The sequence below is a fragment of the Streptomyces sp. NPDC043876 genome, from assembly GCF_056435825.1.
Genome location: NZ_JBWKDV010000006.1, coordinates 135,050 through 161,919, shown reverse-complemented (window position 1 = coordinate 161,919; position 26,870 = coordinate 135,050). Strand labels below are relative to the sequence as shown.

The 26,870-nt window shown below is 73.4% G+C and carries 22 protein-coding genes and 1 riboswitch; of the genes, 7 read left to right on the top strand and 15 right to left on the bottom strand.

Annotated elements, in window-relative coordinates; translation table 11 throughout:
* Positions 1-8: 8 nt before the first annotated feature.
* On the bottom strand, positions 9-1,256 hold the full coding sequence (locus AC0693_RS20335) for a sensor histidine kinase (protein ID WP_356406216.1): 1,248 nt from the start codon (positions 1,254-1,256) through the stop codon (positions 9-11).
* 5 nt (positions 1,257-1,261) lie between these two features.
* Positions 1,262-1,915, bottom strand: coding sequence for a response regulator transcription factor (locus tag AC0693_RS20330; RefSeq protein ID WP_356406214.1), 654 nt, complete (start codon positions 1,913-1,915; stop codon positions 1,262-1,264).
* A 248-nt stretch (positions 1,916-2,163) separates the two neighbouring features.
* Between AC0693_RS20330 and AC0693_RS20325 the strand changes: the two genes are divergently transcribed.
* The gene (locus AC0693_RS20325; RefSeq protein ID WP_356406212.1) at positions 2,164-2,343 is read left to right on the top strand and encodes a hypothetical protein; all 180 of its coding nucleotides are present in this window, start codon (positions 2,164-2,166) and stop codon (positions 2,341-2,343) included.
* A gap of 110 nt (positions 2,344-2,453) precedes the next feature.
* Here the strand turns inward: AC0693_RS20325 and AC0693_RS20320 are convergent, their stop codons facing one another.
* Complete coding sequence (locus AC0693_RS20320; protein ID WP_478802461.1) at positions 2,454-3,269, bottom strand: inositol monophosphatase family protein; 816 nt, start codon at positions 3,267-3,269, stop codon at positions 2,454-2,456.
* Between the two features lie 10 nt (positions 3,270-3,279).
* Positions 3,280-4,467 (bottom strand): ferrochelatase, encoded by a 1,188-nt coding sequence (locus AC0693_RS20315; RefSeq protein ID WP_478802460.1) that lies wholly within the window; start codon positions 4,465-4,467, stop codon positions 3,280-3,282.
* Between the two features lie 175 nt (positions 4,468-4,642).
* Between AC0693_RS20315 and AC0693_RS20310 the strand changes: the two genes are divergently transcribed.
* On the top strand, positions 4,643-5,917 hold the full coding sequence (locus tag AC0693_RS20310) for an MFS transporter (RefSeq protein WP_478742521.1): 1,275 nt from the start codon (positions 4,643-4,645) through the stop codon (positions 5,915-5,917).
* The gene (locus AC0693_RS20305; RefSeq protein ID WP_478802459.1) at positions 5,847-7,196 is read left to right on the top strand and encodes a D-arabinono-1,4-lactone oxidase; all 1,350 of its coding nucleotides are present in this window, start codon (positions 5,847-5,849) and stop codon (positions 7,194-7,196) included. The genes AC0693_RS20310 and AC0693_RS20305 overlap by 71 nt, the downstream gene beginning before the upstream one ends.
* 31 nt (positions 7,197-7,227) lie before the next feature.
* Here the strand turns inward: AC0693_RS20305 and AC0693_RS20300 are convergent, their stop codons facing one another.
* The gene (locus tag AC0693_RS20300) at positions 7,228-8,121 is read right to left on the bottom strand and encodes a hypothetical protein (RefSeq protein ID WP_478802458.1); all 894 of its coding nucleotides are present in this window, start codon (positions 8,119-8,121) and stop codon (positions 7,228-7,230) included.
* A gap of 540 nt (positions 8,122-8,661) precedes the next feature.
* Between AC0693_RS20300 and sepH the strand changes: the two genes are divergently transcribed.
* On the top strand, positions 8,662-9,693 hold the full coding sequence (gene sepH, locus AC0693_RS20295; RefSeq protein ID WP_469319598.1) for a septation protein SepH: 1,032 nt from the start codon (positions 8,662-8,664) through the stop codon (positions 9,691-9,693).
* A 608-nt stretch (positions 9,694-10,301) separates the two neighbouring features.
* On the opposite strand, the gene AC0693_RS20290 is transcribed toward sepH, so the two are convergent.
* The gene (locus AC0693_RS20290) at positions 10,302-11,186 is read right to left on the bottom strand and encodes a sulfurtransferase (protein ID WP_478802457.1); all 885 of its coding nucleotides are present in this window, start codon (positions 11,184-11,186) and stop codon (positions 10,302-10,304) included.
* 183 nt (positions 11,187-11,369) lie between these two features.
* On the opposite strand from AC0693_RS20290, the gene AC0693_RS20285 reads away from it, so the two are divergent.
* Positions 11,370-12,158, top strand: a complete 789-nt coding sequence (locus AC0693_RS20285) for a VOC family protein (protein WP_469319600.1) — start codon at positions 11,370-11,372, stop codon at positions 12,156-12,158.
* Here the strand turns inward: AC0693_RS20285 and AC0693_RS20280 are convergent.
* The 5 genes from AC0693_RS20280 to AC0693_RS20260 all read right to left on the bottom strand — a co-directional run bounded on the left by AC0693_RS20280 (position 12,124) and on the right by AC0693_RS20260 (position 18,735).
* Entirely contained in the window at positions 12,124-13,002 is an 879-nt protein-coding gene (locus tag AC0693_RS20280; protein ID WP_468464983.1) for a hypothetical protein, read from the bottom strand. The two genes, AC0693_RS20285 and AC0693_RS20280, sit on opposite strands and share 35 nt — an antisense overlap.
* A gap of 57 nt (positions 13,003-13,059) precedes the next feature.
* A complete protein-coding gene (locus AC0693_RS20275) occupies positions 13,060-13,710 on the bottom strand; it encodes a thymidine kinase (RefSeq protein ID WP_356406194.1) in 651 nt (216 codons plus the stop codon).
* A gap of 74 nt (positions 13,711-13,784) precedes the next feature.
* Positions 13,785-14,990: an alkaline phosphatase family protein gene (locus AC0693_RS20270; protein ID WP_469319601.1), complete on the bottom strand. Its 1,206-nt coding sequence runs from the start codon at positions 14,988-14,990 to the stop codon at positions 13,785-13,787.
* Positions 14,990-15,589, bottom strand: a complete 600-nt coding sequence (locus AC0693_RS20265) for a DUF5998 family protein (RefSeq protein WP_356406190.1) — start codon at positions 15,587-15,589, stop codon at positions 14,990-14,992. Before AC0693_RS20265 ends, AC0693_RS20270 begins: the two co-directional genes overlap by 1 nt.
* 68 nt (positions 15,590-15,657) lie before the next feature.
* A complete protein-coding gene (locus AC0693_RS20260; protein WP_478802456.1) occupies positions 15,658-18,735 on the bottom strand; it encodes a bifunctional acetate--CoA ligase family protein/GNAT family N-acetyltransferase in 3,078 nt (1,025 codons plus the stop codon).
* A 223-nt stretch (positions 18,736-18,958) separates the two neighbouring features.
* On the opposite strand from AC0693_RS20260, the gene AC0693_RS20255 reads away from it, so the two are divergent.
* Positions 18,959-19,240 carry an HPr family phosphocarrier protein gene (locus AC0693_RS20255; protein WP_356406186.1) on the top strand — a complete coding sequence of 94 codons (282 nt, stop codon included), beginning with the start codon at positions 18,959-18,961 and terminating at the stop codon, positions 19,238-19,240.
* Positions 19,241-19,444: 204 nt separating this feature from the next.
* On the opposite strand, the gene AC0693_RS20250 is transcribed toward AC0693_RS20255, so the two are convergent.
* From AC0693_RS20250 to AC0693_RS20235, 4 genes are all read right to left on the bottom strand, one after another.
* The gene (locus tag AC0693_RS20250) at positions 19,445-20,110 is read right to left on the bottom strand and encodes a GntR family transcriptional regulator (protein ID WP_356406184.1); all 666 of its coding nucleotides are present in this window, start codon (positions 20,108-20,110) and stop codon (positions 19,445-19,447) included.
* 168 nt (positions 20,111-20,278) lie between these two features.
* The gene (locus AC0693_RS20245; RefSeq protein ID WP_469319603.1) at positions 20,279-21,082 is read right to left on the bottom strand and encodes a M23 family metallopeptidase; all 804 of its coding nucleotides are present in this window, start codon (positions 21,080-21,082) and stop codon (positions 20,279-20,281) included.
* A gap of 12 nt (positions 21,083-21,094) precedes the next feature.
* A riboswitch (cyclic di-AMP (ydaO/yuaA leader) is annotated at positions 21,095-21,251 on the bottom strand.
* A 206-nt stretch (positions 21,252-21,457) separates the two neighbouring features.
* Positions 21,458-22,825, bottom strand: coding sequence for a M16 family metallopeptidase (locus tag AC0693_RS20240; RefSeq protein WP_468465133.1), 1,368 nt, complete (start codon positions 22,823-22,825; stop codon positions 21,458-21,460).
* A gap of 20 nt (positions 22,826-22,845) precedes the next feature.
* Positions 22,846-24,198 carry a M16 family metallopeptidase gene (locus AC0693_RS20235; RefSeq protein WP_356406180.1) on the bottom strand — a complete coding sequence of 451 codons (1,353 nt, stop codon included), beginning with the start codon at positions 24,196-24,198 and terminating at the stop codon, positions 22,846-22,848.
* Between the two features lie 195 nt (positions 24,199-24,393).
* Between AC0693_RS20235 and AC0693_RS20230 the strand changes: the two genes are divergently transcribed.
* Positions 24,394-26,853, top strand: coding sequence for a DNA gyrase/topoisomerase IV subunit A (locus AC0693_RS20230; protein WP_356406178.1), 2,460 nt, complete (start codon positions 24,394-24,396; stop codon positions 26,851-26,853).
* The last annotated feature ends 17 nt before the right edge of the window (positions 26,854-26,870 follow it).

The window sequence follows — 26,870 nt, the reverse complement described above, 5'->3', positions numbered from 1 at the left end:
TGCATTCGTCACATGGGCAGAGTGACACGCATCACGAGGCCACCGCCCTCCCGCGGCTCTCCGTGGATCCGCCCGCCGTGCGCGCGGGCCACCGAGCGCGCGATGGAAAGTCCGAGCCCGACGCCCTTGTCGCTGCCCGTGCGCTCCGTGCGCAGCCGCCGGAACGGCTCGAAGAGGTTGTCGATCTCGTACGCGGGAACCACGGGACCCGTGTTCGATACCACCAGCACCGCCTGGCCGTGCTGCACCTCGGTGGTGACCTCGACCCAGCCGTCCTGCGGCACGTTGTACCGCACGGCGTTCTGCACCAGGTTGAGCGCGATCCGCTCCAGGAGCACGCCGTTGCCCTGGACGAGGGCCGGCGCGCGCTCCCCGCGTATCACCACCCCCTTGGCCGCCGCTTCGTTCCGTGCCTGGTCCAGGGCCCGGGAAGCGACCTCCGCGAGGTCCACCGGCTTGCGCTCGATGATCTGGTTGTCGCTGCGGGCGAGCAGCAGCAGGCCCTCGACGAGCTGCTCGCTGCGCTCGTTGGTGGCCAGCAGCGTCTTGCCGAGCTGCTGCAGCTCCACCGGTGCCCCGGGGTCGGAGAGGTGCACCTCCAGCAGTGTCCGGTTGATGGCCAGCGGGGTCCGCAGCTCGTGCGAGGCGTTGGCGACGAACCGCTGCTGGGCGGTGAACGCCCGCTCCAGCCGGTCGAGCATCTCGTCGAAGGTGTCGGCGAGCTCCTTCAGCTCGTCGTCCGGCCCGTCGAGTTCGATCCGCCGGGTCAGGTCGGAGCCGACCACGCGCCGGGCGGTCCGGGTGATCTTGCCGAGCGGCGACAGCACCCGGCCGGCCATCGCGTAGCCGAAGGCGAACGCGATGATGCTGAGGCCCAGCAGGGCCATCAGCGAGCGGCTGAGCAGGTCGTCGAGCGCGTGCTTGCGCTGGACGTTGACGCACTCGGTGATCACCTGGTTGAAGCGGTCGAGCGACTGCTCGATCGACTGCACGCCCGGACAGGTGCTGCTGGAGACCTGGACCTGCGTCCCGCCCACGATCTTGAACGGGAGCCCGTTGCCCTCCCGCAGGGCCTGGGCGGCCAGCAGGTAGATGATCGACAGCAGCAGGATGCCCGCGATCAGGAACATGCCGCCGTAGAGCAGGGTGAGGCGTATGCGGATCGTCGGCCTGAGCCAAGGGAAAGGACCCTCGGGCTGGCCGGGGTCCCAGGTCGGTTTCGGTGGCGCCGGGGGTGGCGCCGGAGTGGCTGCCATCCGCATCAGATCCGGTATCCGGAGCCCGGCACGGTCACGATCACCGGAGGCTCGCCCAGCTTGCGCCGCAGCGTCATGACGGTCACCCGCACGACGTTGGTGAACGGGTCGGTGTTCTCGTCCCAGGCCTTCTCCAGCAGCTGCTCCGCGGACACCACGGCGCCCTCGCTGCGCATCAGGACCTCCAGCACCGCGAACTCCTTCGGCGCCAGCTGGACCTCCTTGCCGTCGCGGAACACCTCGCGCCGGTTCGGGTCGAGCTTGATGCCGGCCCGCTCCAGGACGGGCGGCAGCGCCACCGTCGTACGCCGTCCCAGCGCGCGCACCCGCGCGGTCAGTTCGGTGAACGCGAACGGCTTGGGCAGGTAGTCGTCGGCGCCCAGCTCCAGGCCCTCGACCCGGTCGCTGACGTCACCGGAGGCGGTCAGCATGAGCACCCGGGTGGGCATGCCCAGCTCGACGATCCTGCGGCAGACGTCGTCGCCGTGCACGAGCGGGAGGTCCCGGTCCAGCACCACCACGTCGTAGTCGTTCACCCCGACGCGCTCCAGGGCGGCCGCGCCGTCGTACACGACGTCCACCGCCATGGCCTCGCGGCGCAGTCCGGTGGCCACCGCATCGGCGAGCAGCTGCTCGTCCTCGACGACGAGTACGCGCACGTCGTTTCCTTCCTCCGAGCCCCGCGGGGCACACGTGTGTTGCGCCGCCCATCCTGCCCCTTTCAGCCGTAAACCGGCTGTAAGGCGCCCCTCGGCGGCTCCCGCGGACGGCGACGGGGGATTTCCCCACCGCGCGAGGTTTCCGCGCCCTGGGGCCCGGGGAGGACGTCAGAACACCCCGATCACCTCCCTGACAGTGGCGTGCCTCGTGCCCGCCGCCACCGACCCACGAAGAGGGGGCGCATCACATGGACGCATTCACCGCGGGTCTCCTGCAGCGCATCAGGAACACGCAGACGGACCTCATGCAGGCCCGCGCAGCGGGCGACGACTTCCTCGCGGACGTCGAGCAGGCGGAGCTGGAAGACCTCCAGCGCCTCGCCGCCGAACACGGCGTGCAGGTGCAGGTCTCCGCCTCAGCCGCCTGACCGACCACCGGCCACCGGCCCGGGGATCCGCCCCGGCCCCGACCCTCACCCCCGCCCGTCCCGTACGGCCCCGGCGCGCTCCGCGCCGGGGCCGTACGGCGTGTGCGGGGTCAGTCGTGCCACGCCCCCGCCTCTTCGAGCAGCGGTTGCAGCGCCGCGAAGACGGTCGGCGAGCCGGCGACGACCAGTTCCCCGGACGCGGGCCGCCCCGGCCGGCCCCCGGTCAGGGCTCCCGCCTCGCGGGCGATCAGGTCCCCCGCCGCCAGGTCCCAGGGGTTCAGCCCGCGCTCGTAGTAGGCGTCCAGCCGGCCCGCGGCGACGTCGCACAGGTCCAGCGCGGCCGATCCGCCCCGGCGGATGTCCCGCACCTGCGGAACGATCCGCCGGGCCACCTCGGCCTGGTGCTCGCGCCGCGTGCGGACGTACGCGAAACCGGTCGCCACCAGTGCCTCGTCCAGCGGCGCGGCCGGCCGGCAGCGCAGCCGTACGCCGTCCATCCAGGCCCCGCCGCCGCGCACCGCGTGGCAGGTCTCGCCGCGCATCGGCGCCGCCACCACGCCCACGACCGTGTCGCCGCGGTACTCGGCGGCGATCGAGACGCCCCAGCTCGGCAGGCCGTAGAGGTAGTTCACGGTCCCGTCCAGCGGGTCGACGACCCAGCGCACGCCGCTCGTGCCGGGGGCGTCCGCGCCCTCCTCGCCGAGGATCCCGTCCGCGGGCCGGTGCTCGGCGATGAGTCCGGCGATCAGCTTCTCGGCCGCGATGTCCATCTCGGTCACCACGTCGATCGGGCTGCTCTTGGTCGCCGCCACCGCCAGATCGGCCGGGCGGCCGTCCTTCAGCAGCGCGCCGGCGCGCCGGGCGGCCTCCAGGGCCAGCTCCAGCAGCTCCCGCTCGTCCGGTCGCTCGTCGGGTCGCTCGTTCACGGCAGGCTCCTCACGCGTCCGCGTACGGACTGTCGGCGCCCGCGGCCGCGGGCCGGGGCGCGCGCGCCGGGCAGCAGCCCACCGCGCACAGGTCGTGGCTCGGCCCGAGCAGCCCGAGGGCGCAGCGCTCCACCGGCTCGCCGCGTTCGGCCGCCGCGCGCTCCAGCAGCAGTTCACGCACGGCGGCCGCGAACCGCGGGTCGGCGCCCACGGTCGCCGACCGGGCCACCGGCAGCCCCAGTTCGGCGGCCTTGGCGGTGGCCTCCGTGTCGAGGTCGTACAGGACCTCCATGTGGTCGGAGACGAAGCCGATCGGCACCATCACCGCGGCCGGCACCCCGGCCGCGTGCAGGGCCTCCAGGTGGTCGCAGACGTCCGGCTCCAGCCAGGGCGTGTGCGGGGCGCCGCTGCGGGACTGGTAGACCAGCTGCCAGGGCCGTTCGACGCCGGTGCGCTCCCGGACCGCGTCCGCGATCACGCGGGCGACGTCCAGGTGCTGCTTGACGTAGGCGCCGCCCTCGCCGTGCTCCGTGTGGTCCTCGACCGGTCCCGAGGCATCGGCCGCGGCGGTCGGGATGGAGTGCGTGGTGAAGGCGAGGTGGGCGCCCGCGCGCGTCTCCTCGGGCAGCGACGCGAGCGCCGCGAGCACCCCGTCGATCATGGGCTCGACGAAGCCGGGGTGGTTGAAGTAGTGCCGCAGCTTGTCCACGCGGGGCCGCTGCAGGCCGTCCGCTTCGACCTTGGCGAGCGCGTCGGCGAGGTTTTCGCGGTACTGCCGGCAGCCGGAGTACGAGGCGTACGCGCTGGTGGCGAGGACGGCGATGCGGCGGCGCCCGTCGGCGGCCATCTCGCGCAGCACGTCGTCCAGGTACGGGGCCCAGTTCCGGTTGCCCCAGTAGACCGGCAGGTCCAGCCCGTGCCCGGCGAAGTCCTCGCGCAGCGCGCCCAGCAGCTCGCGGTTCTGGCCGTTGATCGGGCTGACCCCGCCGAAGCCGAAGTAGTGCTTGCCCACTTCCTTCAGCCGCTCGCGCGGGATGCCCCGGCCGCGCGTGACGTTCTCCAGGAAGGGCACCACGTCGTCCGGGCCCTCCGGGCCGCCGAAGGACAGCAGCAGCAGGGCGTCGTAGGGGGCGGCGGGTCCGCCGGCTCCGGTCTCGGGGCCGGCGGGGCGGGCGGCGGCGGAGTGCTGGTCTGACATGCCCCGAATCCTGCCACCCGCGCGCGACGCACGGGAAGCGGCCTCGCCCGGGGCGCGGGGCGTCCGCACGGCGCGGCGCAGGTAAGGTCAGCCTAAGTTGCTTCTCGCTCCCCCTGCGGGCACCGCACCGGCGGTCGTAACCTGTACGGGCCACCGACGTCCTACGGAGGGCACCTTGCCCAGTCCCTACCGCGCGATCTTCGCCGCCCCCGGCAGCAAGGCGTTCAGCGCCGCCGGTCTCATCGGCAGGATGCCGCTGTCGATGGTCGGCGTCGGCATCCTCACGATGATCTCGGAGATCACCGGGCGGTACGGCCTCGCCAGCGCCCTCACCGGTTCCCTCGCCCTCTCCGCCGCCGCGGTCGGCCCCCAGGTCTCCAAGCTGGTGGACCGCTACGGCCAGCGGCGGGTGCTGCGCCCCGCGACCCTCTTCGCCGTCCTCGCGGTGACGGGACTGCTGCTGGCGGCGGCGAACGGCTGGCCGGACTGGACCCTGTTCGTCTTCGCCGTCCTCGCGGGCTGCGTGCCGAGCGTGGGCTCGATGATCCGCGCCCGCTGGACGGCGATCTACCGGGACACTCCGAGCCTGCACACCGCCTACTCCTTCGAGTCCGTCATCGACGAGGTCTGCTTCATCTTCGGCCCGATCATCGCCATCGGGCTGTCCACCACCTGGTTCCCGGAGGCGGGCCCGCTGCTCGCCGCGGTCTGCCTGCTGGTCGGTGTGTGGTGGCTGACGGCGCAGCGCGCCACCGAACCCGCGCCGCATCCGCACGACGAGCACACCGACCGGACCTCCGCCCTGCGCTCCCCCGGACTCCAGGTGCTGATGGGGACCTTCGTCGCCACGGGTGCGATCTTCGGCTCGATCGACGTGGCCACCCTGGCCTTCGCGGACGAGCGCGGCCACAAGCCGCTGGCCAGCGTGATCCTGGCCGTCTGGGCGCTGGGTTCCTGCCTCGCGGGGATCGCCTTCGGCCTGCTCCACCTCAAGGGGAAGCCCGAACGCAGGTGGGTGCTGGGCATTTGTGCGATGGCCGTGAGTATGATCCCCCTCCTACTGGCCGGGAACCTTCCGTTTCTGGCCGTGGCGCTCTTCGTCTCGGGCCTCGCCATCGCTCCCACGATGATCACCACGATGGCCCTGATCGAGGCGCACGTACCGCGCGCGAAGCTGACCGAGGGCATGACCTGGATCAGCACCGGCCTCGCGGTCGGTGTCGCGGTCGGCTCTTCCGTGGCCGGCTGGGTCATCGACGCGTCCGGCGCCCGCAGCGGATACGTCGTCTCGATCGCGGCGGGGGCCGCCGCGGCGGCGGTGGCGTTCGCGGGTTACCGCCGGCTGACGAGGCCGGCGCAAGGGGAGGAGCCCTCCAACGATGGCGACGACGGGGACAGCAGGCAAGAGCGGAGCGGGCCGCGGCACGGCACCGACCGCAGCGTGGCGTAACTGGGCGGGCAACGTCCGCGCGACCCCCGCCCGGGTCGTGACCCCGGCCTCGGTCGGCGAGCTCCAGGAGGCGGTCCGCCGGGCCGCCTCGGACGGCCTGCGGGTGAAGGCGGTCGGCAGCGGCCACTCCTTCACCTCGGCCGCCGCCACGGACGGCGTCCTGGTCCGCCCGCAGGCCCTGGCCGGGATCCGGGAGATCGACCGGGCCGCCGGGACGGTCACGGTGGCGGCGGGCACGGTCCTCAAGGACCTCAACCTCGCCCTGGCCCGGGAGGGCCTCTCGCTCACCAACATGGGCGACATCATGGAGCAGACGGTCTCGGGGGCGACCAGCACCGGTACGCACGGCACCGGCCGCGACTCCGCCTCCCTGTCCGCGCAGATCCGCGGGCTGGAGCTGGTCACGGCCGACGGACGGCTGCTCGTCTGCTCGGAGAAGGAGAATCCGGAGGTCTTCGCGGCCGCCCGGCTCGGCATCGGCGCCCTCGGCATCGTCACCGCGCTCACCTTCGCCGTCGAGCCGCTGTTCTTCCTGACCGCCCGTGAGGAGCCCATGGCCTTCGACCGGGTGACCGCCGAGTTCGACCAGCACGTCGCGGAGAACGAGCACTTCGAGTTCTACTGGTTCCCGCACACCGGCAACTGCAACACCAAGCGCAACAACCGCAGCCAGGGCCCCGCCGCCCCGCCCAGCGCGGTCAGCGCCTGGATCGAGGACGAACTGCTCTCGAACGGGATCTTCCAGGTCGCCAACTCCCTCGGGCGCGCGGTCCCGGCGGCCATCCCCGGCATCGCCCGGATCGCCAGCCGCGCCCTCTCCGCGCGCACCTACACGGACATCCCGTACAAGGTGTACACGACCCCGCGCCGGGTGCGCTTCATCGAGATGGAGTACGCCCTTCCGCGCGAGCGGCTGGTCGAGGCGCTGCGGGAGCTGAAGGCGATGGTCGACCGCTCCAGCCTGCGCGTCAGCTTCCCGGTGGAGGTGCGCACGGCCCCGGCGGACGACATCACCCTCTCGACGGCATCCGGCCGCGACAGCGCGTACATCGCGGTCCACCTCTACAAGGGCACGCCCTACCAGGCGTACTTCACCGCCGCCGAGCAGATCTTCACGGCACACGGCGGACGCCCGCACTGGGGCAAGGTGCACACGCGGGACGCGGAGTACTTCGCCCGCGCCTACCCCCGCTTCGGCGAGTTCACCGCGCTGCGGGACCGGCTGGACCCGGAGCGGGTGTTCGCGAACGACTACCTACGGCGGGTGCTGGGCGACTGACCCGGGGTCAGGGGGCCGCCCCGGGCCGGCATCAGGAGGGGCTCGGGCCGCCCTGGCCGGCCGGGGGCGTCGGCTTCACCGGGGTCGGCGCCGGGGTCGACCGGGAGGGCGCGGGGGTCGGCGTCGGCCCGGTGGACCGCGAGGGGTCGGGGCTCGGGGTCGGTCCGGTGGAGCGGGAAGGGTCCGGGCCGGGGCTCGGGTCCTGCCCGCCGGGGGACCGTGACGGGCTCGTGGAACTCCCGGTTCCGGGACCCTCCTCGCGCGGCCGGTCCCCGGCGCCGTGGCGGTCGTCCGCAGTGGGCGCCGGGTCCGGCTTCCTGTCCGCGCTCCCGGAGCCGCCGGTCACCGCGGTGTACAGCGGGCGCTCGCCCACCGACCCGCCGGAGAGGGCCTCGTACCCGGCGATGCCGCCCAGCGCGATGGCGAAGGCGGTGCCCGCGGCGACGGCCGTGCGCTTCCAGCCGCGGACGCGGGTGCCGTGGGTGCTGGCGCGGCCGAACTCCTCGTCCGGCACGGCCGCCGCTCCGGCCGTCGGGAAGGCGGTGGTCGGCGCCGCCGCGAGGGGCGGCACGCCGGTGGTGTGCCCGCCGGTGCCGTCCGCGCCGTTCCCGTGCGCGACGGGGACCTGCCGGGCCCGGGGCCTGGCCGTCTCGCGCAGCTGGTCGCCGGTCCGCCGGAAGAAGTGGCCGATGACCGGGCCGCCCGCCGTGGCGACCACGCTGACCACGCCCGCGCCGAGGATCGTCCCGTACACGCCGAGCTTCGAGGCGAGGAGCGCGGCCGCGACGGTGGCCAGCGAGGACCCCGCGACCTGAGCCGCGCTCAGATCCAGCTTCTTCGTCTCCGGCTTCTTCGTCTCCGGCGGTGCCTGCGGTCCACCGGTCGGTTCCCTCGTGTCGATGCCCCGCGTCGTCTTGTGACCCATCCCCATCCTCTGCCGCGCCCGGACCCCGTTCGCTTCGGTGCTTCCAGGAGTTACTGACCCCCAGGCGAAGCGGATAGTTCCATTTCGGGTGATTCTGTGAATCACGCCACGAACCACGACACCCGGTTCCGGCGGGGGTTCGCGCGCGCACGGAAGGGCGACCCTCCAACTCCCCTGCCGTCGGACAAGTTCGGCGGCGCGCCGGTCCACCCGCATGGCCCGAATGGAGTACTGTGGCGAGCCCTGGGGCCGTCCTTCCTTTCGGATGTCCGGACTCGGGAGAGGGAGCCGACTGGTGCAGGATCGGCGCTCGAAACCGGCAATGCCGCGGAATCTCACGGATTCCTGATGCGCAGAGTGACTGTCCGGTCACTGTGTGTGGCCAACAGGTAACCGTGCCATAACGGCGATCAAGGGCGCATGCCCGACACGCCGGATGAACTCGGCAAGGTTGTGGCAGGCTGCACCCGGGCAGGCCACACTCGACTAGCGGAAGCAGCGACGCACGTGACGTCGGCAGGCACCACCCGGGAGGTCCCCATGCCCGAACTGCGTGTCGTGGCCGTCTCCAATGACGGCACACGACTGGTGCTCAAAGCTGCGGACAGCACGGAGTACACCCTTCCGATCGATGAGCGGCTGCGGGCAGCCGTGCGCAACGACCGCGCACGCCTGAACCAGATCGAGATCGAGGTGGAGAGCCACCTCCGCCCCCGCGACATCCAGGCCCGGATACGAGCCGGTGCCTCCGCGGAGGAGGTCGCTCAACTCGCGGGCATCCCCGTCGACCGGGTACGCCGCTTCGAGGGCCCCGTCCTCGCGGAGCGCGCGTTCATGGCCGAGCGGGCCCGGAAGACCTCCGTGCGACGTCCCGGCGAGAACACGAACACCGGACCCCAGCTCGGCGAGGCCGTGCAGGAGCGGCTGACGCTGCGCGGGGCCGACAAGGAATCCGTCCAGTGGGACTCCTGGCGCCGTGACGACGGCACGTGGGAGGTCCTCCTGGTCTACCGGGTGGCGGCCGAAACGCATTCCGCGAGCTGGACCTACGATCCCCCGCGCCGCCTGGTCGTGGCCGTGGACGACGAGGCCCGCTCGCTGATCGGCGAGTCGGACGACCTGCCCGCGACGCCGGAGCCGAGCTTCCCGTTCGTGCCGAGGATCGCGCGGCTGCCGCGGGACCGGCCGCTCGACCGCGCCCTCGACCGGCAGTTGGAGCGGCCCGTGCCGCCGCCTCCGCCGGAGCCGGAGGAGGAGCGGGACTCGCTGACCAGCCTGCTGGAGGCGGTGCCGAGCTTCCGGGGCGACCTGGTCGTACCCGAGCGTCCCGCGGTCACCGAGCCCGTGGAGCCGGACGAGCCCGTGGCGGAGCAGCCGCCGGCCGCGTCGGCCGGGGCGGGGGCCGCGTACGCGGATGTCCTGATGCCGCGGACGGTGGCGGGGCACCGGGACCGGCTCACGGGGACGACGGACCGTCAGGCGGAAGCCGATGGCGTCCGTCCCGGCCGCCGGGCCGCCGTCCCGAGCTGGGACGAGATCGTCTTCGGCACGCGCCGCAAAAAACAGGAGTAACCCACCTCGGGGCCCCGGCCCCGGGGCTCCCCCGCCGCCCTCAAACGCCGGGCGGGCTGTCTGCGTCCCCGTGCCGGTCGCTTTCCCTGCCCCCGGCGGGCCCTCAATCGCCGGGCGCTGAACCGCCTCCGCCCCGAGCCGACCGGCCTCGCCGCCTCCGGCGGGCCCTCAATCGCCGGGCGGGCTGAATCGCCTGCCCCGGTGCGGCGCCGATCCGCTTCGCGGCCTCCGGCGGACCCTCAAACGCCGGGCAGGCTGAAGCACGCGCCCACCGGGCCGGCCCAAGGCGCGACGCCACGTGCGCAGCCTCGCAACCCGGTGCCGACCGCAGCCAACACCGCCAGCCACATCCAGCCCCGCCGGCGCTTGAGGCGCCGCCGGAGGCAACAGCAGCCGCCTCCGGCCCGCACACGCCGCTCCGCGCCCACGCCACACCCAAGCCTCCGGCCACGCCCAGCCCCGCCAGAGGCAACGCCGCCGCAGGCAGCACAAGCCGCTCCGGGCGCAGCCACATCCAGCCCCGCCGGCGTTTGAGGCGCCGCCGGAGGCAGGGCCGGGGTCGCGCGGCGGCGGTTCGGGGGCGCCGGAGGGGAAGCGCCCCCGGGCGGTCAGGCGGGGGACGGGCCCGTGGCCACCGGGCGGGTGGGGTCGGCGGACCAGTGAGACCAGCTGCCCGCGTACAGGGCGGCCCGGATCCCCGCCACCTCCAGCGCCAGCACCTCGTGCGCCCCGGACACCCCCGACCCGCAGTACACGCCCACCGCGACCCCCTCATCGGCCGCCCCCAGCCCGGCGAAGCGCGCCCGCAGGGCGTCCGCCGGGAGGAAGCGCCCGTCCGGGCCCACGTTCTCCGAGGTCGGCGCCGACAGCGCCCCCGGGATGTGCCCCCCGACGGGGTCGATCGGCTCCACCTCCCCCCGGTACCGCTCCCCCGCCCGGGCGTCCAGCAGCACCCCGGTCCCGGCCAGGACCGCCGCCGCGTCGGCGTCCAGGAGCCCCACCCCGCCCGCCGCCCCCGGGTTTGGCTTGAAATCACCCTCGGCCGGAGCCGACGCCGCGGCCGTCACCGCGCCCCCGGCCGCCGTCCACGCGGCCAGCCCCCCGTCCAGCACCCGGACGTCCCCGTGCCCCGTCCAGCGCAGCAGCCACCACGCCCGCGCCGCCGCCCAGCCCTGGCCCCCGTCGTACGCGACGACCTGGCTCCCGGCCGAGACCCCGGCCCGCCGCATGACCGCCCCGAAGGCCTCCGGGTCGGGGAGCGGGTGGCGGCCGCCCGACCCCGGCGGACCTGCGAGTTCATGATCGAGGTCGACGTACACCGCACCGGGCAGGTGACCGGCCTCGTAGGCGGATCGCAGGTCGGGACCGCCCAGCTGCCACCGGACGTCCAGGAGCACCGGCTGGCGGTCCCCCGCCAGCTCGGCCATCAGTTCGGACGCGGACACGATCGCGGACTTCACGGGCTTCACGGGCCCCGCGGGCTTCACAGTCATGCGGGTCATCTTCCTCCTCACCCGGTCGGCCCACGTCACGAGCCGGACAGGAAGGGCCCGTAGTGATTCGGTCATCTCTGTCGCGGCACCCGGAAAAGCGGCCCGGTCGGGGCGCGGGAGGGCCCCCGGGGTGGAAACATCAGCCCCGACACGGGGCGCGTCACGACGGAGGAGAAGGCTGACATGACCGAGGCAGCGGGAGCGACGCGGCGCACTCCCGGCACACCCTGCTGGGTGAGCCTGATGGTGCACGGCCTCGGCAGCACCGAGGACTTCTACGCCGACCTGTTCGGCTGGGAGTACGCTCCGGGGCCCCACCAGCTCGGCCCGTACGTCCGGGCCCTGCTGGACGGGCACGAGGTGGCGGGCATCGGCGAGCTGCCGCCCGACCGCCAGCTGCCGGTGGCCTGGACGACGTACCTCGCCACCGACGACGCCGACGCCACGGCCGAGTCCATCCGCGCCTGCGGGGGCACCGTCGCGGTGGGGCCGCTCGACGCGGGCGCCGCGGGCCGGGTCGCGATCTGCTCGGACCCGGTGGGCGCCACCTTCGGCATCTGGCAGGCCGAGGGCCACATGGGCACCCGGCTGGCCGGGCGCAGCGGCACCCCGGTCTGGAACGAACTGGTCACCCAGGACACCTCCACCGTCGGCAAGTTCTACGAGACGGTCTTCGGGCACGAGGTCGAGTCCGCGGAGGAGCCCGACTTCGACCACCTGACCCTGCGCCTGGAGGGCCGCCCGGTCGCCTCGGTGCACGGTGTCGGCCGGGCGCTGCCGCACGAGCGCGGCGCGCACTGGATGACCTTCTTCGAGGTCGCCGATCCCGACGCGGCGGTGCTGCGGGTCGTCGAGCTGGGCGGCCGGGTGCTCGACGCGCCGCACGACGGCGCGCTCGGCCGGCTCGCGCTGGTCGCGGACCCGGAGGGCGCGGTGTTCACCCTCGTCCGGCGGAACCCCGGCGCGCGCTGACCCCCGGCACCGGCCGCCCCAGCGCCGCGCGCAGGGTGATCCCGTACCGCACCCGCAAGCGGCGCAGTTCCCAGGCGGACAGCGCGGTCACCGACAGCGGCGGGCCGAGCAGGAAGAGGATCCGGACCGGGAGCGGGGCGTCGACCGGCGCGTTGTCGAAGACCTGGACGACGGCGAGCGCCCACACCAGCACGGGTGATATCAGGGGCGGCAGCACCTCGTGGACGTCGGCGGTGCGGAAGGCGTGGTGCACGCAGAGCGCCGCCGACGCGAGGGTGAAGGGGATGGAGAAGAGGGCGAGGAACCCGAGGACGGGCGTCAGCAGCATGCCCAGCGGTCCGGCCCCGAACAGCGTGGTGCTCAGGCCCTGTTGGAGCACCCCGCCCCAGAACAGGGCGGCGGTGGCGAGGAGCGCGCCCAGCGAGATCAGCGGCCCGCGCAGCCGCCGCCGGTAGAAGGCCGGGCCCGGCGGGCGGGCGGCGCACACGAAGGCGCCGATCAGGAGCGGGGCGAGCACCAGCAACAGGCCCGCGCTCAGGATCAGTTCGACGAGCCGGTCCTCCATCAGGCCCTGGGCCGACTCCTTGACGGGGTAGGAGTAGAGCAGCCAGAGAGTGGCGAACAGCCCGATGAGCGAACGGGCGATCTGCGCGCGCTCGATGGCCGGGTCGACGAGCCGGTCGGGCCGGGTGGGCCGGTGCACCCGCCCGGCGAGGTGGACCGGCAGCAGCAGGAGCCCGACGCACCCGCGCCGCCGTCCGCCGCCGGGCCCGCTCCCGCTCCCGTACCCCTGACCGTGACCGTTGCCGTAACCATTGCCGTTCCCACTCGTGTACGCGCTCACGCATCGCCCCCCGTGCCGTGATGATCACCGCATCATAGGGCGGGCGCGGGCCCGGTCTCAGCCCGAGGTGACCGGGAGGACGTCCGGTGAGAGGGCGCCCGCGTGGGCGGCGGCCGAGGTCATCCGGCGGCGGTGGTGGCGGCGGCAGAGGACCTCGTAACCGACCTCCTCCGCGGGGCGGTTGACGTCGCCGACGACCACCTGGGCGCCCTCGACGACCATCTCCCCGCCCACCGTGCGGGCGTTGTGCGTGGCGCGGGCGCCGCACCAGCACAGGGCCTCGACCTGGAGCTGCTCGATCCGGTCGGCCAGCTCGATCAGCCGCTGCGAGCCGGGGAAGAGCTTGGTGCGGAAGTCGGTGGTGATGCCGAAGGCGAAGACGTCCAGACCGAGGTCGTCCACGATCCGGGCGAGCTGGTCGATCTGGTCGGGGGTGAGGAACTGGGCCTCGTCGACGATCACGTAGTCCACCCGGCCGCCCTGGGAGAGCTGGGCGACCAGGTAGGCGTACAGGTCCATGTCCTGCGGCGCCTCGACCGCTTCGGTGACCAGGCCGAGGCGCGAGGACAGCTTGCCCTCGCCCGCCCGGTCGTCACGGGTGAAGATCACGCCCTGGAGGCCCCGGGCGTCGCGGTTGTGGGCGATCTGGAGCGCCAGCGTGCTCTTCCCGCAGTCCATGGTTCCGGAGAAAAAGGCCAGCTCGGGCATGGGAAGTACGGGACCTTTCGGGATCGGCGAGGCGGGGTGGGAGGGGCGGGCCGGAAGGGGCGGCGGCGGGGCCGCTAGGAGGTGCGCACTTCGAGCAGCGGGACGAGCTGTTCGGCGGCGGTCATCGAACCGTGCATGCCGACGAGCGCGGACTCGTTCGGCTCGGTCCGGGACGCGGTGATCGCGACCTGCGCGTGGGCGGCGGCGACGACGTCCCCGATCCGCCCCCGCACCCGCTCGTCGCAGGCACCGGGAGCGCCGAACCAGCCCAGGTCCAGCGCCTCTTCACGGCTCGCGATCCAGAACCGGTCGCCGAGCACCTCGCGCCACACGGTCAGTACGTCGGCCTGCGCCCCCGGGACGGCGTACACGTGCCGGGCCCGGCCCTCGCCTCCGAGCAGGGCCACGCCCGCGCCCAGTTCCCAGTCCTCGTCGTAGTCGATCCGCGCGTCCTCGTCGAAGGGGATGTCGACCATCCCGTGGTCGGCGGTGACGTAGAGCGCGGAGCGCGGCGGGAGCTGTTCGGCCAGGCGCTGGACGAGCCGGTCGACGTGCATCAGCTGGCCGCGCCAGGCGTCGGAGTCGACGCCGAAGCGGTGCCCGGCGCCGTCCAGTTCGCTGTAGTACGTGTAGACGAGCGAGCGGTCGCCGGCGGCGAGGCGCAGGGCCGCGAGGTCCATCCGGTCCTCGCCGGTGATCCGGCCGTGGAAGCTGCCGCCGCTCAGCGCGATCTTGGTGAGCGGGGTGTGCTGGAAGTCCGGGGAGGTCACCTGCGAGGTGGCGACCCCGGCGGCGTCGGCCAGCTGGAAGACGGTCGGGTAGGGCTGCCAGGTCTTCGGCTGGGTCCACGGCTTCCAGCGCAGCTGGTTCATCAGTTCGCCGCTCGCCGGATTGCGCACGGCGTAGCCGGGCAGGCCGTGCGCGGCGGGGGGCAGTCCGGTGCCGACGGAGGCCAGCGAGGTGGCCGTGGTCGCCGGGAAGCCCGCGGTGATCGGGCGGCCGGTGCCGCCGCGCGAGCTGCCGAGGAGGGAGGTCAGGAAGGGGGCCTCGGCCGGGTGGGCCTTGATCTGCTCCCAGCCGAGCCCGTCGATCAGGAACACGCAGTTCCGGTCGGCCGGGGTCAGCTCGGCGATGCCCGCGGTGAGGCCGGGGACGCCCTGGCCCGCCGCGAGGGTGGGCAGCAGGTCGGCGAGCGAACCGGTGCCGTAGTGCGGAACGGGCGCGCCGGACAGGTCCAGCAGCTCCGGCTCCTGCCAGTCCCGCTGCGCGGAATGCGTCATCAGCGGGCGGCCGGGGTGGTCGTGGCCGCGGTGGCCTCGCTGAGCGCCTGCGCGAAGAGGAGGGTCTGGCGCACGGCCTCGGGGCCGTCGCCCGCCTCGCTGACCCGCAGGCTGAGGTCGTCGGCGGTGGAATTGCCGGTGTAGCCGTGGTCGGAGTCGCAGTTCGGATCGCCGCAGGCGGCGGGCTCCAGGTCGATCCGGGAGACCGCGCCCCAGCCGATGGTCAGGACGACCTCGCGGGGCAGGGTGCCCGGGGTGTAGGACTCCGGGTTGGCGACGACGCGGCTGAGCACCACCGAGGAGATGCCGGCGACCTTGACCGACTCGGTCGAGGTCGTCGCGTACGGGGACGGGGACCCGGCGTCGGCGGCCTGCTCGTCGGTGTGGCTCACGATGAAGCGGTTGCCGGTGAGGACGAGGACGGTGACGTGCCGGCGGACCTCGTTCGAGTCGAAGGTGGTCTCCTGGTGGACCAGGTACGACGAGATCGGCTCGCCGCCCACGGCGGCCTCCACCGCCTCGGCCACGAGGGCCGGGTAGTAGCCGCTGCGCTCGATCGCCGCGCGCAGCCCCTGGGTCGTCGTACCGGATTTCGCCATGAGGTCCATCCTAAGGCCCGTACGGGGCGCCTCGGCCTGCCCGGCGGGGTCCACTGGCCGAGGGGCGCCTAGTAACTGGGGAGGGTGCGCGGCCCGAGGTCCGTGCGGGCGGGGGGACGGGCGATGCGGAGGGTGGCGCTGAGCACCGAGAGGCCCTCGGTGGCGACCACGACCGGTTCCAGGGAGACGGCGACCACCTCGGGGTGGTCGTCGACCAGCCGGGACAGCCGCAGCAGCAGTTCTTCCAGGGCCGGTGTGTCCACGGGGTCGCTGCCGCGCCAGCCGAAGAGGAGCGGGGCGGTCCGGATGGACCGGATCAGTTCGGCGGCGTCCCGGTCGGTCGCGGGGACGAGCCGGTGGGCGGTGTCGCCGAGGAGTTCGGAGGCGACCCCGGCGAGGCCGAAGGAGAGCACGGCGCCCGCGCCGGGGTCGACCAGGGCCCGCACGACCGTGTCCACCCCGCGCGGGGCCATGGCCTGGACGACCGGCAGCAGCTCGGCGGGGGTGCCGAGGGAGTCGGTCAGCTCGTCGTAGGACCGGCGCAGCTCCGCTTCGGTGGTCAGGTCCAGGCGTACGCCGCCCAGGTCCGCGCGGTGGCGCAGGTGCGGGGCGGTGGTCTTGAGCACGACCGGGTAGCCGAGCGCGGCGGCGGCCCGTGCGGCCGCGTCGGGGGTGGGTGCGGGGAGGGTGGGGCGCACGTGGATGCCGTAGCGGGCGAGCAGGTCGCGGGTCGCGTCGTCGGGGAGGGTCAGGGGGCCGTCGCTCGCCGCGAGGTGGGTGGCCAGGCGGGCCGCCGTGCCGGGCTCGTCGATGTCGTCGAACTCGGGTACGCGGCCGGGGTCGGCCGTGTCCCGTCGCCAGTGGGCGTAGCGGACCGCCTCGGCCAGCGCCCGCACGGCCCGCTCGGCCGCGGGATACGCAGGCACCCTCCCCCGCCCCCGGTCCCCGGCCGGCCCTTGGCCCCCGGCGCCCCCGTGCCCGGCTGGCCCCGGGTCCCCGGCGCCTCCGCGCCCGGCCGACCCCGGGTCCCCGGCTCCCCCGCGCTCTGCGGGCCACCCGGTGCAGGTAGACGTGGCCGACGGGTGCGACGCCGAGTGCGAGCCGTATCCACCGTCCGCAGCCTCCGGCGGGCCCTCAAACGCCGGGCGGGCTGGAATTGCCCCACCAGCCTTCGGGGCGGAGGGCTCAGCCGCGCCATATCCAGCCCCGCCGGCGTTTGAGGCGAACGGCTCAGCCGCAGGCGGGCCCGCGGGGGCGGATGTCCCAGCCCCGCCGACGTGTGAGGCGGCGGGGGTGGCCGCGGCACGGGTGGTGGCTTCGGAGAGGGCTTCCGCCAGGGCGCCGAGCTCCACGTGCACGACCGCCACCGGCTTCCCCGGCACCGCCGCCACCGCCTCCCTGATGGCCGCCGCGAGCCCCTCCGTCAGGTCCTGGCGCCCGACGGCCGGGATCGCGGTGACGATCACCGCGTCGTTCGCGTCGGCGGCCAGCGCCGTCACCAGCGCGGCCCGGAAGTCCTCCGGGGTCGCCTCCGTCGTCAGGTCCAGCTGGGGCCAGGGCCGCAGCCCCTCGGTCAGGCAGGCGTCGTACGTGAGGACGCCCAGCGACTCGGAGTTCCCGAGGATCGCCACCCGCGGCCCGCCCGGCAGCGGCTGCGACCCGAGCAGCAGCCCGACGTCCACCAGCTCGGTCACCGTGTCCACCCGGATCACCCCGGCCTGGCGCAGCAGCGCCGAGACGGTGGCGTCGGGCAGCCGGGTGCCGGGGACCGCGTGCCCGGCCGGGGTGACGCCGCTGTGGCGGCCCCCCTTGGCCACGACCACCGGCTTCACGGCCGCCGTGCGCCGCGCGATGCGGGTGAACTTGCGCGGGTTGCCGAGGGTCTCCAGGTACAGCAGGCCGACGTCGGTGGCCGGGTCGTCGTACCAGTACTGCAGGATGTCGTTGCCCGAGACGTCCGCCCGGTTGCCCGCCGAGACGAAGGACGACAGGCTCTCGCCGCGCCGGAGCAGTCCCGCGAGCAGGGCGATGCCGATGGCCCCGGACTGAGTGAACAGGCCGATCCGCCCGGGCTCGGGGGTCGGCGCGGGCGCCAGCGAGGCGTTGAGCCGGACCCCGGGCGCGGTGTTGATCACGCCGAAGGCGTTGGGGCCGACGATGCGCATGCCGTACGTACGCGCCTGGCGCACCAGTTCTCGCTGGCGTTCGAGCCCGGTCGGCCCGCTCTCGCCGTAGCCCGCGGACAGCACCACCAGGCCCTGGACCCCGTGCTTCCCGCAGTCCGCGACGACCTCGGGGACCCGCTCGGCGGGCACCGCCACCACGGCGAGGTCGACCGGTTCGCCGATGCCGCCGAGCGTGCGGTACGCCCGTACGCCGAGCAGGGTCTCGGAGGTCACGGCGTGGTTGACCGCGTGGAGCGCGCCCTCGAAGCCGCTGTCGCGGAGGTTGCGCAGGGCGGCGGCGCCCACACCGGTGCCGCTGCGGCTGGCGCCGATCACGGCGACCGAGCGGGGGGCGAGCAGCCGCTGGACGGAGCGGGCCTCGGCGCGCTGTTCGCGGGCCCGCTGGACGGCCAGGGATTCGGCGGTGGGTTCGAGGTCGAGGTCGAGGTGGACCGAGCCGTCCTCGAAGGTGCGCTTCTGCTGGTAGCCGACCTCTTTGAAGACCTTGATCATCTTGACGTTGGCGGGCAGGACCTCGGCGGCGAAGCGGCGGATCCCGCGCTCGCGCGCGACCGCGCCGATGTGTTCGAGGAGGGCGGAGGCGACCCCGCGGCCCTGGTGGGCGTCCTGGACGAGGAAGGCGACCTCGGCCTCGTCGGCCGCTCCGGAGGCGGGGCGCCCGTCGGGGCCGATGCGGTCGTAGCGGACGGTCGCGATGAACTCGCCGCCGACGGTGGCCGCGAGGCCGACCCGGTCCACGTAGTCGTGGTGGGTGAAGCGGTGCACGTCCTTGGCGGACAGCCGGGGGTAGGGGGCGAAGAACCGGTAGTACTTCGACTCGTCCGAGACCTGTTCGTAGAAGCTGACCAGGCGCTCCGCGTCCTCGGGCGTGATGGGGCGGATCCGGGCGGTGCCGCCGTCGCGCAGCACGACGTCCGCTTCCCAGTGGGCCGGGTACGAGGGGTCCGACGCGGTGGTCATGCAGCCACCCTAGAGCCTGGTTTGGGCGGACGGAGGGCGGGCGGCGGGCGGGGGCGCACCCGCCGGGCCTCGTGCGCGCGGCGCAGTAGCCGAGCCGGGGCAAACCAGTGCAAGCTGTGGGGGGGTCGAACGGCAGGTGAACGGGGGCCGAAGGTCGGCCGGAGCACTCGGAGTGCCGTGAGAGACTGGTCTAGACAACCGTAAGAACCTGAAGGGCATCACCATGGCAGAGCGCCGCGTCAACGTCGGCTGGGCCGAGGGCCTGCACGCTCGTCCCGCCTCGATCTTCGTCCGGGCGACGACCGCTTCCGGCGTCCCGGTGACCATCTCCAAGGCCGACGGCAACCCGGTCAACGCCGCGTCCATGCTCGCGGTCCTGGGCCTGGGCGCCCAGGGCGGCGAGGAGATCGTCCTCGCGTCCGACGCCGAGGGCGCGGACGCCGCGCTGGACCGTCTGGCGAAGCTGGTCGCCGAGGGTCTCGAAGAGCTTCCCGAGACCGTCTGACCCCGCCTGACCCCCGGGTCCGGCCCACGCGCCACCCACGGCGGAGCCGTGGCCCCCTCACCCGGGGCCACGGCTCCGCCGCATTTCCCGGCAACGCCCGAAGCCGCGTAACAGCCCCGGACCTTTTCGTTTATTCGGAACGCACCCACGCGGCCGGAAAAACAATTCCCGCCCGGTAAATCAATCCTTTGTATCGGGACCGTGTTAAAGCCCGCCGCTCGCCATGTTTACGGCAGGTTGCGAAGTCCTCACGCGCAGCCGGTGCGCTCCGGCCGCGCGGTCGGCGTGGGCCGCGGTCAGCGCCCGCGCCCGCTCCGCGTCACCGCGCGCCACCGCGTCCACGATCGCGCCGTGCTCCGCCCAGGACTCCACGGGCCGCACCGGAGCGTCCACGGCGTACATCCAGGCGACCTTGTGGCGCATCTGCGTGAGCAGCGCGATCAGGCCGGGGCTGTCCGAGGCCTGCACGAGCGTCTCGTGGAACCAGCCGCCCAGGGACCGCAGATCCTCCCCCTGCCCCCTCCTGGCCCGCTCCTGGCCCAGCCGGACCAGCCCCCGCAGCACCTTCAGGTGCGCCTCGCTGCGCCGACGGGCGGCCCGGGCCGCCGCGAGGGGCTCCAGCAGCATCCGGACCTCCAGGAGGTCGGCCGCCTCCTGCTCGGTCGGCTCGGCGACGCAGGCGCCCGCGTGCCGGCGGGTGGTGACGAAGCCCTCGGACTCCAGGGTGCGCAGTGCCTCCCGGACGGGGACGCGGGAGACTCCGTAGCGCCGGGCGAGCAGCTCCTCGGTGAGGCGGGAGCCCGGGCCGAAGACCCCGGAGACGATGTCGTCGCGGATCGCCGTACAAACCGCGTGCGCGGGAATTCGCAAGACCGGACCTCCGCTGAATACCGTTGCCGCCGAATCCATTACCGCGACTCTATGGCAACGCGCGCTCTTTTCCGAGGACGGTTTTCGGAAAGGGGCACAAAGGCGCGCACGACACGAAGGCCCCGGCTCGATGAGCCGGGGCCTTCGGTCAGCGCGTGCGCGGGCGGGTCAGATCTCGACGCCCTTGGACCGCAGGTAGGCCAGCGGGTTGATGTCCGAGCCGTAGGACGGGCCGGTACGGGCCTCGAAGTGCAGGTGCGCGCCGAAGCTGTTGCCGGTGTTGCCCGACAGCCCGATCTGCTGGCCCGCGGTGACCTGCTCGCCGGCGGAGACGCTCAGCCGCGAGAGGTGGCCGTACTGGGTGTACGTACCGTCGTTGTGCTTGATGACGATGTTGTTGCCGTACGCACCGCCGTCGCCGGCCTCGACGACGACGCCCGCGCCCACGGCGTGGACGACGGTGCCCTCGGCGGCGTGGAAGTCGACGCCGGTGTGGCTGCCGGAGGACCAGGCGCTGCCGCCCGCGCCGTACTGGGTGCTGACGTAGGAGCCGGTGACCGGCAGCACGAAGGCGTTGAGGCGCTTGCGCTCCTCTTCGCGGTCCGCGCGCTCCTTGGCCTCGCGCTCGGCCTTGGCCTTCGCCTCGGCCATGCGGCGGGCCTCGGCGGCCTTCGTCTTCGCCTCGGCCTCGGCCTGCGCCTTGAGGGCGGCGGCGTCGGCGGCGTTGCGCTGCGCGTCGGCCTGGGCCTCCAGGTCGCCGGCGAGGGTGTCCGCGACGACGACGGCGTTCATGCCGTCACCCTGGGGGGCGGTGGTGTGGTGGTTGTCCGCGGCGAAGGCCGGGGCTGCGAGGCTGGCCGCGACGCCGGTGGCGGCGAGGGCGGCTATGCCGGCGACACCTGCGGTCTTCCGGCTCAGACGGCTGGAACCACGGTGCTTGCCGGAAGAGGCACGACTGCTGCCGAACGCCATGAAGGGGCTGATCCTTTCCTTCCCTCTCGCCTACCGGGTTAGCTGACGGGTTCGGAGCAGGAAGGTCTCCTACGGGCCCCCTCTTGCGAGATGGCCCGATTCACCCCAGGGACTGTGGGTCCCCGGCTCCCCAGGCTCGCGCCTGACGGGGACTCGGCGATCGCTGCCCGGTGCCGCGAGTGCGGCGTTCACAACTGACGGACAGCACGCCCGACGCTAGGCGGATCTTCGGGTAATCACCAAACACACGCGCCCCATTGTTAGCTACGTCACGTGACATAGAAGCAACCTCTCCGCCAAACGGACAAAAGGGGTTCCGGTGGCCAAGTCACCGAAACCCCTTCCGCGCCCGCTCAGTTCATGGGCGGTTCACCGTCAGTTCGCGACGACGCGCACGTCACCGATTCCGAGCGCGCGCACCGGCGCCTCGATCTGCGCGGCGTCACCGACGAGCACCGTCACGAGCCGGTCCACCGGGAAGGCGTTGACGACGGCGGAGGTGGCCTCCACCGTGCCCGTCTCGGCCAGCCGCGCGTACAACCGCGCCTGGTAGTCGTCCGGCAGGCCCTGCTCGACCTGGTCGGCCAGGGTCCCCGCGACGGACGCGGCCGTCTCGAACTTCAACGGGGCCACGCCCACCAGGTTCTGCACCGCCACGTCCCGCTCCGCGTCGGTCAGACCGCCCTCCGCGAGGGTGCGCAGCACCTTCCAGAGGTCCTCCAGCGCCGGGCCCGTGTTGGGGGTGTCCACCGAACCGCTGATGGCGAGCATCGACGCGCCGGTGCCGTCGGCGGTGGAGCGCAGCACCTGCCCGAAGGCGCGCACGCCGTAGGTGTAGCCCTTCTCCTCGCGCAGCACCTTGTCCAGGCGGGAGGTGAGGGTGCCGCCCAGGCAGTACGTGCCGAGCACCTGGGGCGCCCAGACGCGGTCGTGCCGGTCCGCGCCGATCCGCCCGATGAGCAGCTGGGTCTGCACCGCGCCCGGCCGGTCCACGATGACGACGCGGCCCGTGTCGTCCGCGGTGATCGGCGGTACGGGGAGCGGCTCGGCCGTGCCGCCCGTCCAGGTGCCCAGGGTGTCCGCGAGGACGGCGTCCAGATCGATGCCGGTCAGGTCGCCGACCACCACCGCGGTGGAGGTGGCGGGGCGCACGTGGGCCTCGTAGAAGGCACGTACGGCCGCGGCGTCGATCCGGGCCACCGTCTCCTCGGTGCCCTGGCGCGGGCGGGACATCCGCAGCGTGGCCGGGAACAGCTCCTGGGAGAGCTGCTTGGCGGCCCGGCGCTGCGGGTTGGCCAGCTCGTGCGGGATCTCGTCGAGCCGGTTGCGCACCAGCCGGTCCACCTCGCTGTCGGCGAAGGCGGGGGCGCGCAGGGCCTCGGCGAGCAGGCCCAGGGCCTTGGCGAGCCGGGAGGCCGGGACCTCCAGGGAGACCCGGATGCCGGGGTGGTCGGCGTGCGCGTCGAGGGTGGCGCCGCAGCGCTCCAGCTCGGCCGCGAACTCCTCCGCGGAGTGCTTGTCGGTGCCCTCGGACAGGGCGCGGGCCATGATCGTGGCCACGCCGTCCAGCCCGGCCGGTTCGGCGTCCAGCGGGGCGGCGAGGTTGATCTCGACGGCCACCACCTGCTGTCCGGGCCGGTGGCAGCGCAGCACGGTCAGGCCGGTGTCCAGCGCACCGCGCTCGGGGGCCGGGAACGCCCACGGCCGGGCCTCGCCGGGCTGCGGCCGGGGGTGGAAGGTCATCGTGACGGCTGCGGTGTCGCTCACTGCTCCGTCCCTTCGGTCTCGTCGTTCTCGGCGGCTTCCTCGGCGTCGTCGGCCGCGAGCGGCTCGTAGACGAGCACGGCGCGGTTGTCCGGGCGCAGCCGGGACGCGGCCACGGCCTGGACCTCTTCGGCGGTGATGTCCAGGACCCGGCCGACGGCGGTGAGCGCCAGCTGCGGGTCGCCGAAGAGCACCGCGAAGCGGCACAGTTCGTCGGCGCGGCCGGCCACCGTGCTCAGCCGGTCCAGCCATTCGCGCTCCAGCTGGGCCTGCGCGCGCTCCATCTCCTCGGCGGTCGGGCCCTCGGCGGCGAACCGCGCGAGTTCCTCGTCGACGGCGGCCTCGATGTCGGGCACCTCGACCCCGCCGGAGGTCTTGACGTCCAGCCACCCCAGCGAGGGGGCGCCGGCCAGGCGCAGCATGCCGAATCCGGCCGCCACGGCGCTCTGGTCGCGGCGGACCAGGCGGTTGTGGAGCCGGGAGGACTCGCCGCCGCCCAGGATGGTCAGGGCCACGTCGGCGGCGTCGCAGTCGCGGGTGCCGTCGTGCGGTAGCCGGTAGGCGGCCATCAGGGCGCGGGCCGGGACCTGCTCGACGATCTCCTCGCGGAGCTGGCCGCCCATGGTGTCGGGCAGCGAGCCGTCGCGCGGCGGCTGCTTGCCGTCGTGCGCGGGGATGGTGCCGAAGTACTTCTCGATCCAGGCGAGCGTCTGCTCGGGGTCGATGTCGCCGACGACCGACAGGACGGCGTTGTTCGGCGCGTAGTACGTGCGGAAGAAGGTCCGCGCGTCCTCCAGCGAGGCCGCGTCCAGGTCGGCCATCGAGCCGATCGGGGTGTGGTGGTACGGGTGGCCCTCGGGGTAGGCGAGCGCGGTCAGCCGCTCGAACGCCGTGCCGTAGGGGACGTTGTCGTAGCGCTGGCGGCGCTCGTTCTTGACGACGTCGCGCTGGTTCTCCATGGACTCGTCGTCCAGGGCGGCCAGCAGCGAGCCCATCCGGTCCGCCTCCAGCCACAGCGCGAGTTCCAGCTGGTGCGTGGGCATCGTCTCGAAGTAGTTGGTGCGCTCGAAGCTGGTGGTGCCGTTGAGCGAACCGCCCGCGCCCTGCACCAGTTCGAAGTGGCCGTTCCCGGAGACGCTCTTCGAGCCCTGGAACATCAGGTGCTCGAAGAGGTGAGCCAGACCGGTCCGGCCCTTGACTTCGTGCCGCGAACCGACGTCGTACCACAGGCAGACCGCGGCGACCGGGGTCAGGTGGTCCTCGGAGAGCACCACGCGCAGGCCGTTGGCCAGCCGGTGCTCGGTCGCTGTCAGGCCGCCGGAGCCGGCCTGAGCTGTGGCCGTGTGACCCATGGGCATGTGGTCCCTTCGATCGCGATGTAGAGAATTCCGTCAGACCTGTCACTGTATGCAAGCGCGTCGGCCCCTGGAGAAGTTCCCGGGTCACTCCTGGGTCGGAGTCGGCGTTGTCGGTGCCTCGGGCCACAATGGTCCGCGTCAGACCCAGCCGACCCAGCCCCCTCACCATGGTTAAGGAGCCGCGCAGCGATGGCCCGCCGCAGCACGAAGACCCCGCCGCCGGAGGATTTCGAGGAGAAGATCCTCGACATCGACGTCGTCGACGAAATGCAGGGCTCCTTCCTCGAGTACGCGTACTCGGTGATCTACTCCCGCGCCCTGCCCGACGCCCGCGACGGCATGAAGCCGGTGCACCGCCGCATCGTCTACCAGATGAACGAGATGGGGCTGCGCCCCGACCGGGGTTACGTGAAGTGCGCCCGCGTCGTCGGCGAGGTCATGGGCAAGCTCCACCCGCACGGTGACGCGTCGATCTACGACGCCCTCGTGCGCATGGCCCAGCCCTTTTCGATGCGCCTGCCGCTGGTCGACGGCCACGGCAACTTCGGTTCGCTCGGCAACGACGACCCGCCCGCCGCGATGCGGTACACCGAGTCGAAGATGGCCGACGCCGCTTCGCTCATGACGGAGTCCATCGACGAGCACACGGTCGACTTCGCGCCGAACTACGACGGCCAGGAGCTCGAACCGGCGGTGCTGCCGGCGGCGTACCCGAACCTGCTGGTCAACGGCGCCTCCGGGATCGCGGTCGGCATGGCCACCAACATGCCCCCGCACAACCTGGGCGAGGTCATCGCCGCCGCCCGCCACCTGATCCGCTACCCGGAGGCGGACCTGGAGGCGCTGATGCGCTTCGTCCCGGGTCCGGACCTGCCCACCGGCGGCCGGATCGTGGGCCTGTCCGGCATCAAGGACGCCTACGAGAACGGGCGCGGCACCTTCCGGATCCGCGCCACGGTCTCCGTGGACAACGTCACGGCCCGCCGCAAGGGCCTGGTCGTCACCGAACTGCCCTTCGCGGTGGGCCCCGAGAAGGTCATCGCGAAGATCAAGGACCTGGTCGGTTCGAAGAAGCTCCAGGGCATCGCCGATGTGAAGGACCTCACGGACCGCTCGCACGGCCTGCGCCTGGTCATCGAGATCAAGAACGGCTTCCACCCCGAGGCCGTGCTGGAGCAGCTGTACAAGCTGACGCCGATGGAGGAGACCTTCGGCATCAACAACGTCGCGCTGGTGGACGGGCAGCCGCTGACGCTGGGCCTCAAGGAGCTGCTGGAGGTCTACCTCGACCACCGCTTCGAGGTCGTGCGCCGCCGCAGCGAGTTCCGCCGCACCAAGCGGCGCGACCGGCTGCACCTCGTGGAGGGCCTGCTGGTGGCCCTCGTCGACATCGACGAGGTCATCCGGCTCATCCGGGACAGCGAGAACTCCGCGCAGGCCAAGGCCCGGCTGATCGAGCGGTTCTCGCTGAGCGAGATCCAGACCCAGTACATCCTGGACACCCCGCTGCGCCGCCTCACCAAGTTCGACCGGCTGGAGCTGGAGAGCGAGCAGGACCGCCTCAACGGCGAGATCGACGAGCTGACCGGGATCCTGGAGTCGGACACCGAGCTGCGCAAGATGGTCTCCAGCGAACTGGCGGCGGTCGCGAAGAAGTTCGGCACCGAGCGGCGCACGGTGCTGCTGGAGTCGGCGGGCGCGACGGTCGCGGCGGTTCCGCTGGAGGTCGCGGACGACCCCTGCCGGGTGCTGCTGTCCTCGACCGGCCTGCTGGCCCGTACGGCCAACGGCGACGCGCTGCCGCCCGTCGTGGACGGCGCCCCCCGGGCCAAGCACGACCTGATCGTCTCGCAGGTCGCGGCGACCGCGCGGGCCGACGTGGGCGTGGTGACCTCGGCCGGGCGGCTGCTGCGGCTGCCGGTGATCGACCTGCCGCAGCTGCCGGACACGCACGTGGCGCCGAACCTCGCGGGCGGGGCCCCGGTCGCGGAGTTCCTCTCCGGGCTGGAGGCGGACGAGACGGTGATCTGCCTGACCTCGCTGGACGAGTCCTCGCAGGGGCTGGCCCTCGGCACCGAGCAGGGCGTGGTCAAGCGGGTCGTGCCGGACTACCCGGCGAACAAGGACGAGCTGGAGGTCATCACCCTCAAGGAGGGCGACCGGATCGTCGGCGCGGTCGAACTGCGCACCGGCGAGGAGGACCTGGTCTTCATCACCGACGACGCCCAGCTGCTGCGCTACCCGGCGGCGCAGGTCCGTCCGCAGGGCCGTCCGGCGGGCGGCATGGCGGGCATCAAGCTCTCCGAGAACGCCAAGGTGATCCATTTCTCGGCGGTGGACCCGGCGCGCGACGGCGTGGTGTTCACGGTGGCCGGTTCGCACGGCACCCTGGACGATTCGGTCCAGTCGGGCAAGCTGACCCCCTTCGACCAGTACCCGCGCAAGGGCCGGGCCACCGGCGGCGTGCGCTGCCAGCGCTTCCTCAAGGGCGAGGACGTACTGGTGCTGGCCTGGGCGGGCGGTACGCCGGTCCGGGCGGCGGGGGCGAACGGCACCCCGGCCGAACTGCCGGTGCCGGACCCGCGCCGCGACGGCTCGGGCACCCCGCTGCCGGCGACGGTGACCGCGCTGGCGGGGGCCGTGCTGTAAGGAGTCCGAAGGCCGGC

Excerpts from the sequence above, each read along its gene's own strand:
- AC0693_RS20335 (WP_356406216.1), bottom strand. The coding sequence starts at position 1,256 with ATGGCAGCCACTCCGGCGCCACCCCCGGCGCCACCGAAACCGACCTGG.
- AC0693_RS20325 (WP_356406212.1), top strand. The coding sequence starts at position 2,164 with ATGGACGCATTCACCGCGGGTCTCCTGCAGCGCATCAGGAACACGCAG.
- AC0693_RS20315 (WP_478802460.1), bottom strand. The coding sequence starts at position 4,467 with ATGTCAGACCAGCACTCCGCCGCCGCCCGCCCCGCCGGCCCCGAGACC.
- AC0693_RS20305 (WP_478802459.1), top strand. The coding sequence starts at position 5,847 with ATGGCGACGACGGGGACAGCAGGCAAGAGCGGAGCGGGCCGCGGCACG.
- AC0693_RS20300 (WP_478802458.1), bottom strand. The coding sequence starts at position 8,121 with ATGGGTCACAAGACGACGCGGGGCATCGACACGAGGGAACCGACCGGT.
- sepH (WP_469319598.1), top strand. The coding sequence starts at position 8,662 with ATGCCCGAACTGCGTGTCGTGGCCGTCTCCAATGACGGCACACGACTG.
- AC0693_RS20290 (WP_478802457.1), bottom strand. The coding sequence starts at position 11,186 with ATGACTGTGAAGCCCGCGGGGCCCGTGAAGCCCGTGAAGTCCGCGATC.
- AC0693_RS20285 (WP_469319600.1), top strand. The coding sequence starts at position 11,370 with ATGACCGAGGCAGCGGGAGCGACGCGGCGCACTCCCGGCACACCCTGC.
- AC0693_RS20275 (WP_356406194.1), bottom strand. The coding sequence starts at position 13,710 with ATGCCCGAGCTGGCCTTTTTCTCCGGAACCATGGACTGCGGGAAGAGC.
- AC0693_RS20270 (WP_469319601.1), bottom strand. The coding sequence starts at position 14,990 with ATGACGCATTCCGCGCAGCGGGACTGGCAGGAGCCGGAGCTGCTGGAC.
- AC0693_RS20265 (WP_356406190.1), bottom strand. The coding sequence starts at position 15,589 with ATGGCGAAATCCGGTACGACGACCCAGGGGCTGCGCGCGGCGATCGAG.
- AC0693_RS20260 (WP_478802456.1), bottom strand. The coding sequence starts at position 18,735 with ATGACCACCGCGTCGGACCCCTCGTACCCGGCCCACTGGGAAGCGGAC.
- AC0693_RS20255 (WP_356406186.1), top strand. The coding sequence starts at position 18,959 with ATGGCAGAGCGCCGCGTCAACGTCGGCTGGGCCGAGGGCCTGCACGCT.
- AC0693_RS20245 (WP_469319603.1), bottom strand. The coding sequence starts at position 21,082 with ATGGCGTTCGGCAGCAGTCGTGCCTCTTCCGGCAAGCACCGTGGTTCC.
- AC0693_RS20240 (WP_468465133.1), bottom strand. The coding sequence starts at position 22,825 with ATGACCTTCCACCCCCGGCCGCAGCCCGGCGAGGCCCGGCCGTGGGCG.
- AC0693_RS20235 (WP_356406180.1), bottom strand. The coding sequence starts at position 24,198 with ATGGGTCACACGGCCACAGCTCAGGCCGGCTCCGGCGGCCTGACAGCG.
- AC0693_RS20230 (WP_356406178.1), top strand. The coding sequence starts at position 24,394 with ATGGCCCGCCGCAGCACGAAGACCCCGCCGCCGGAGGATTTCGAGGAG.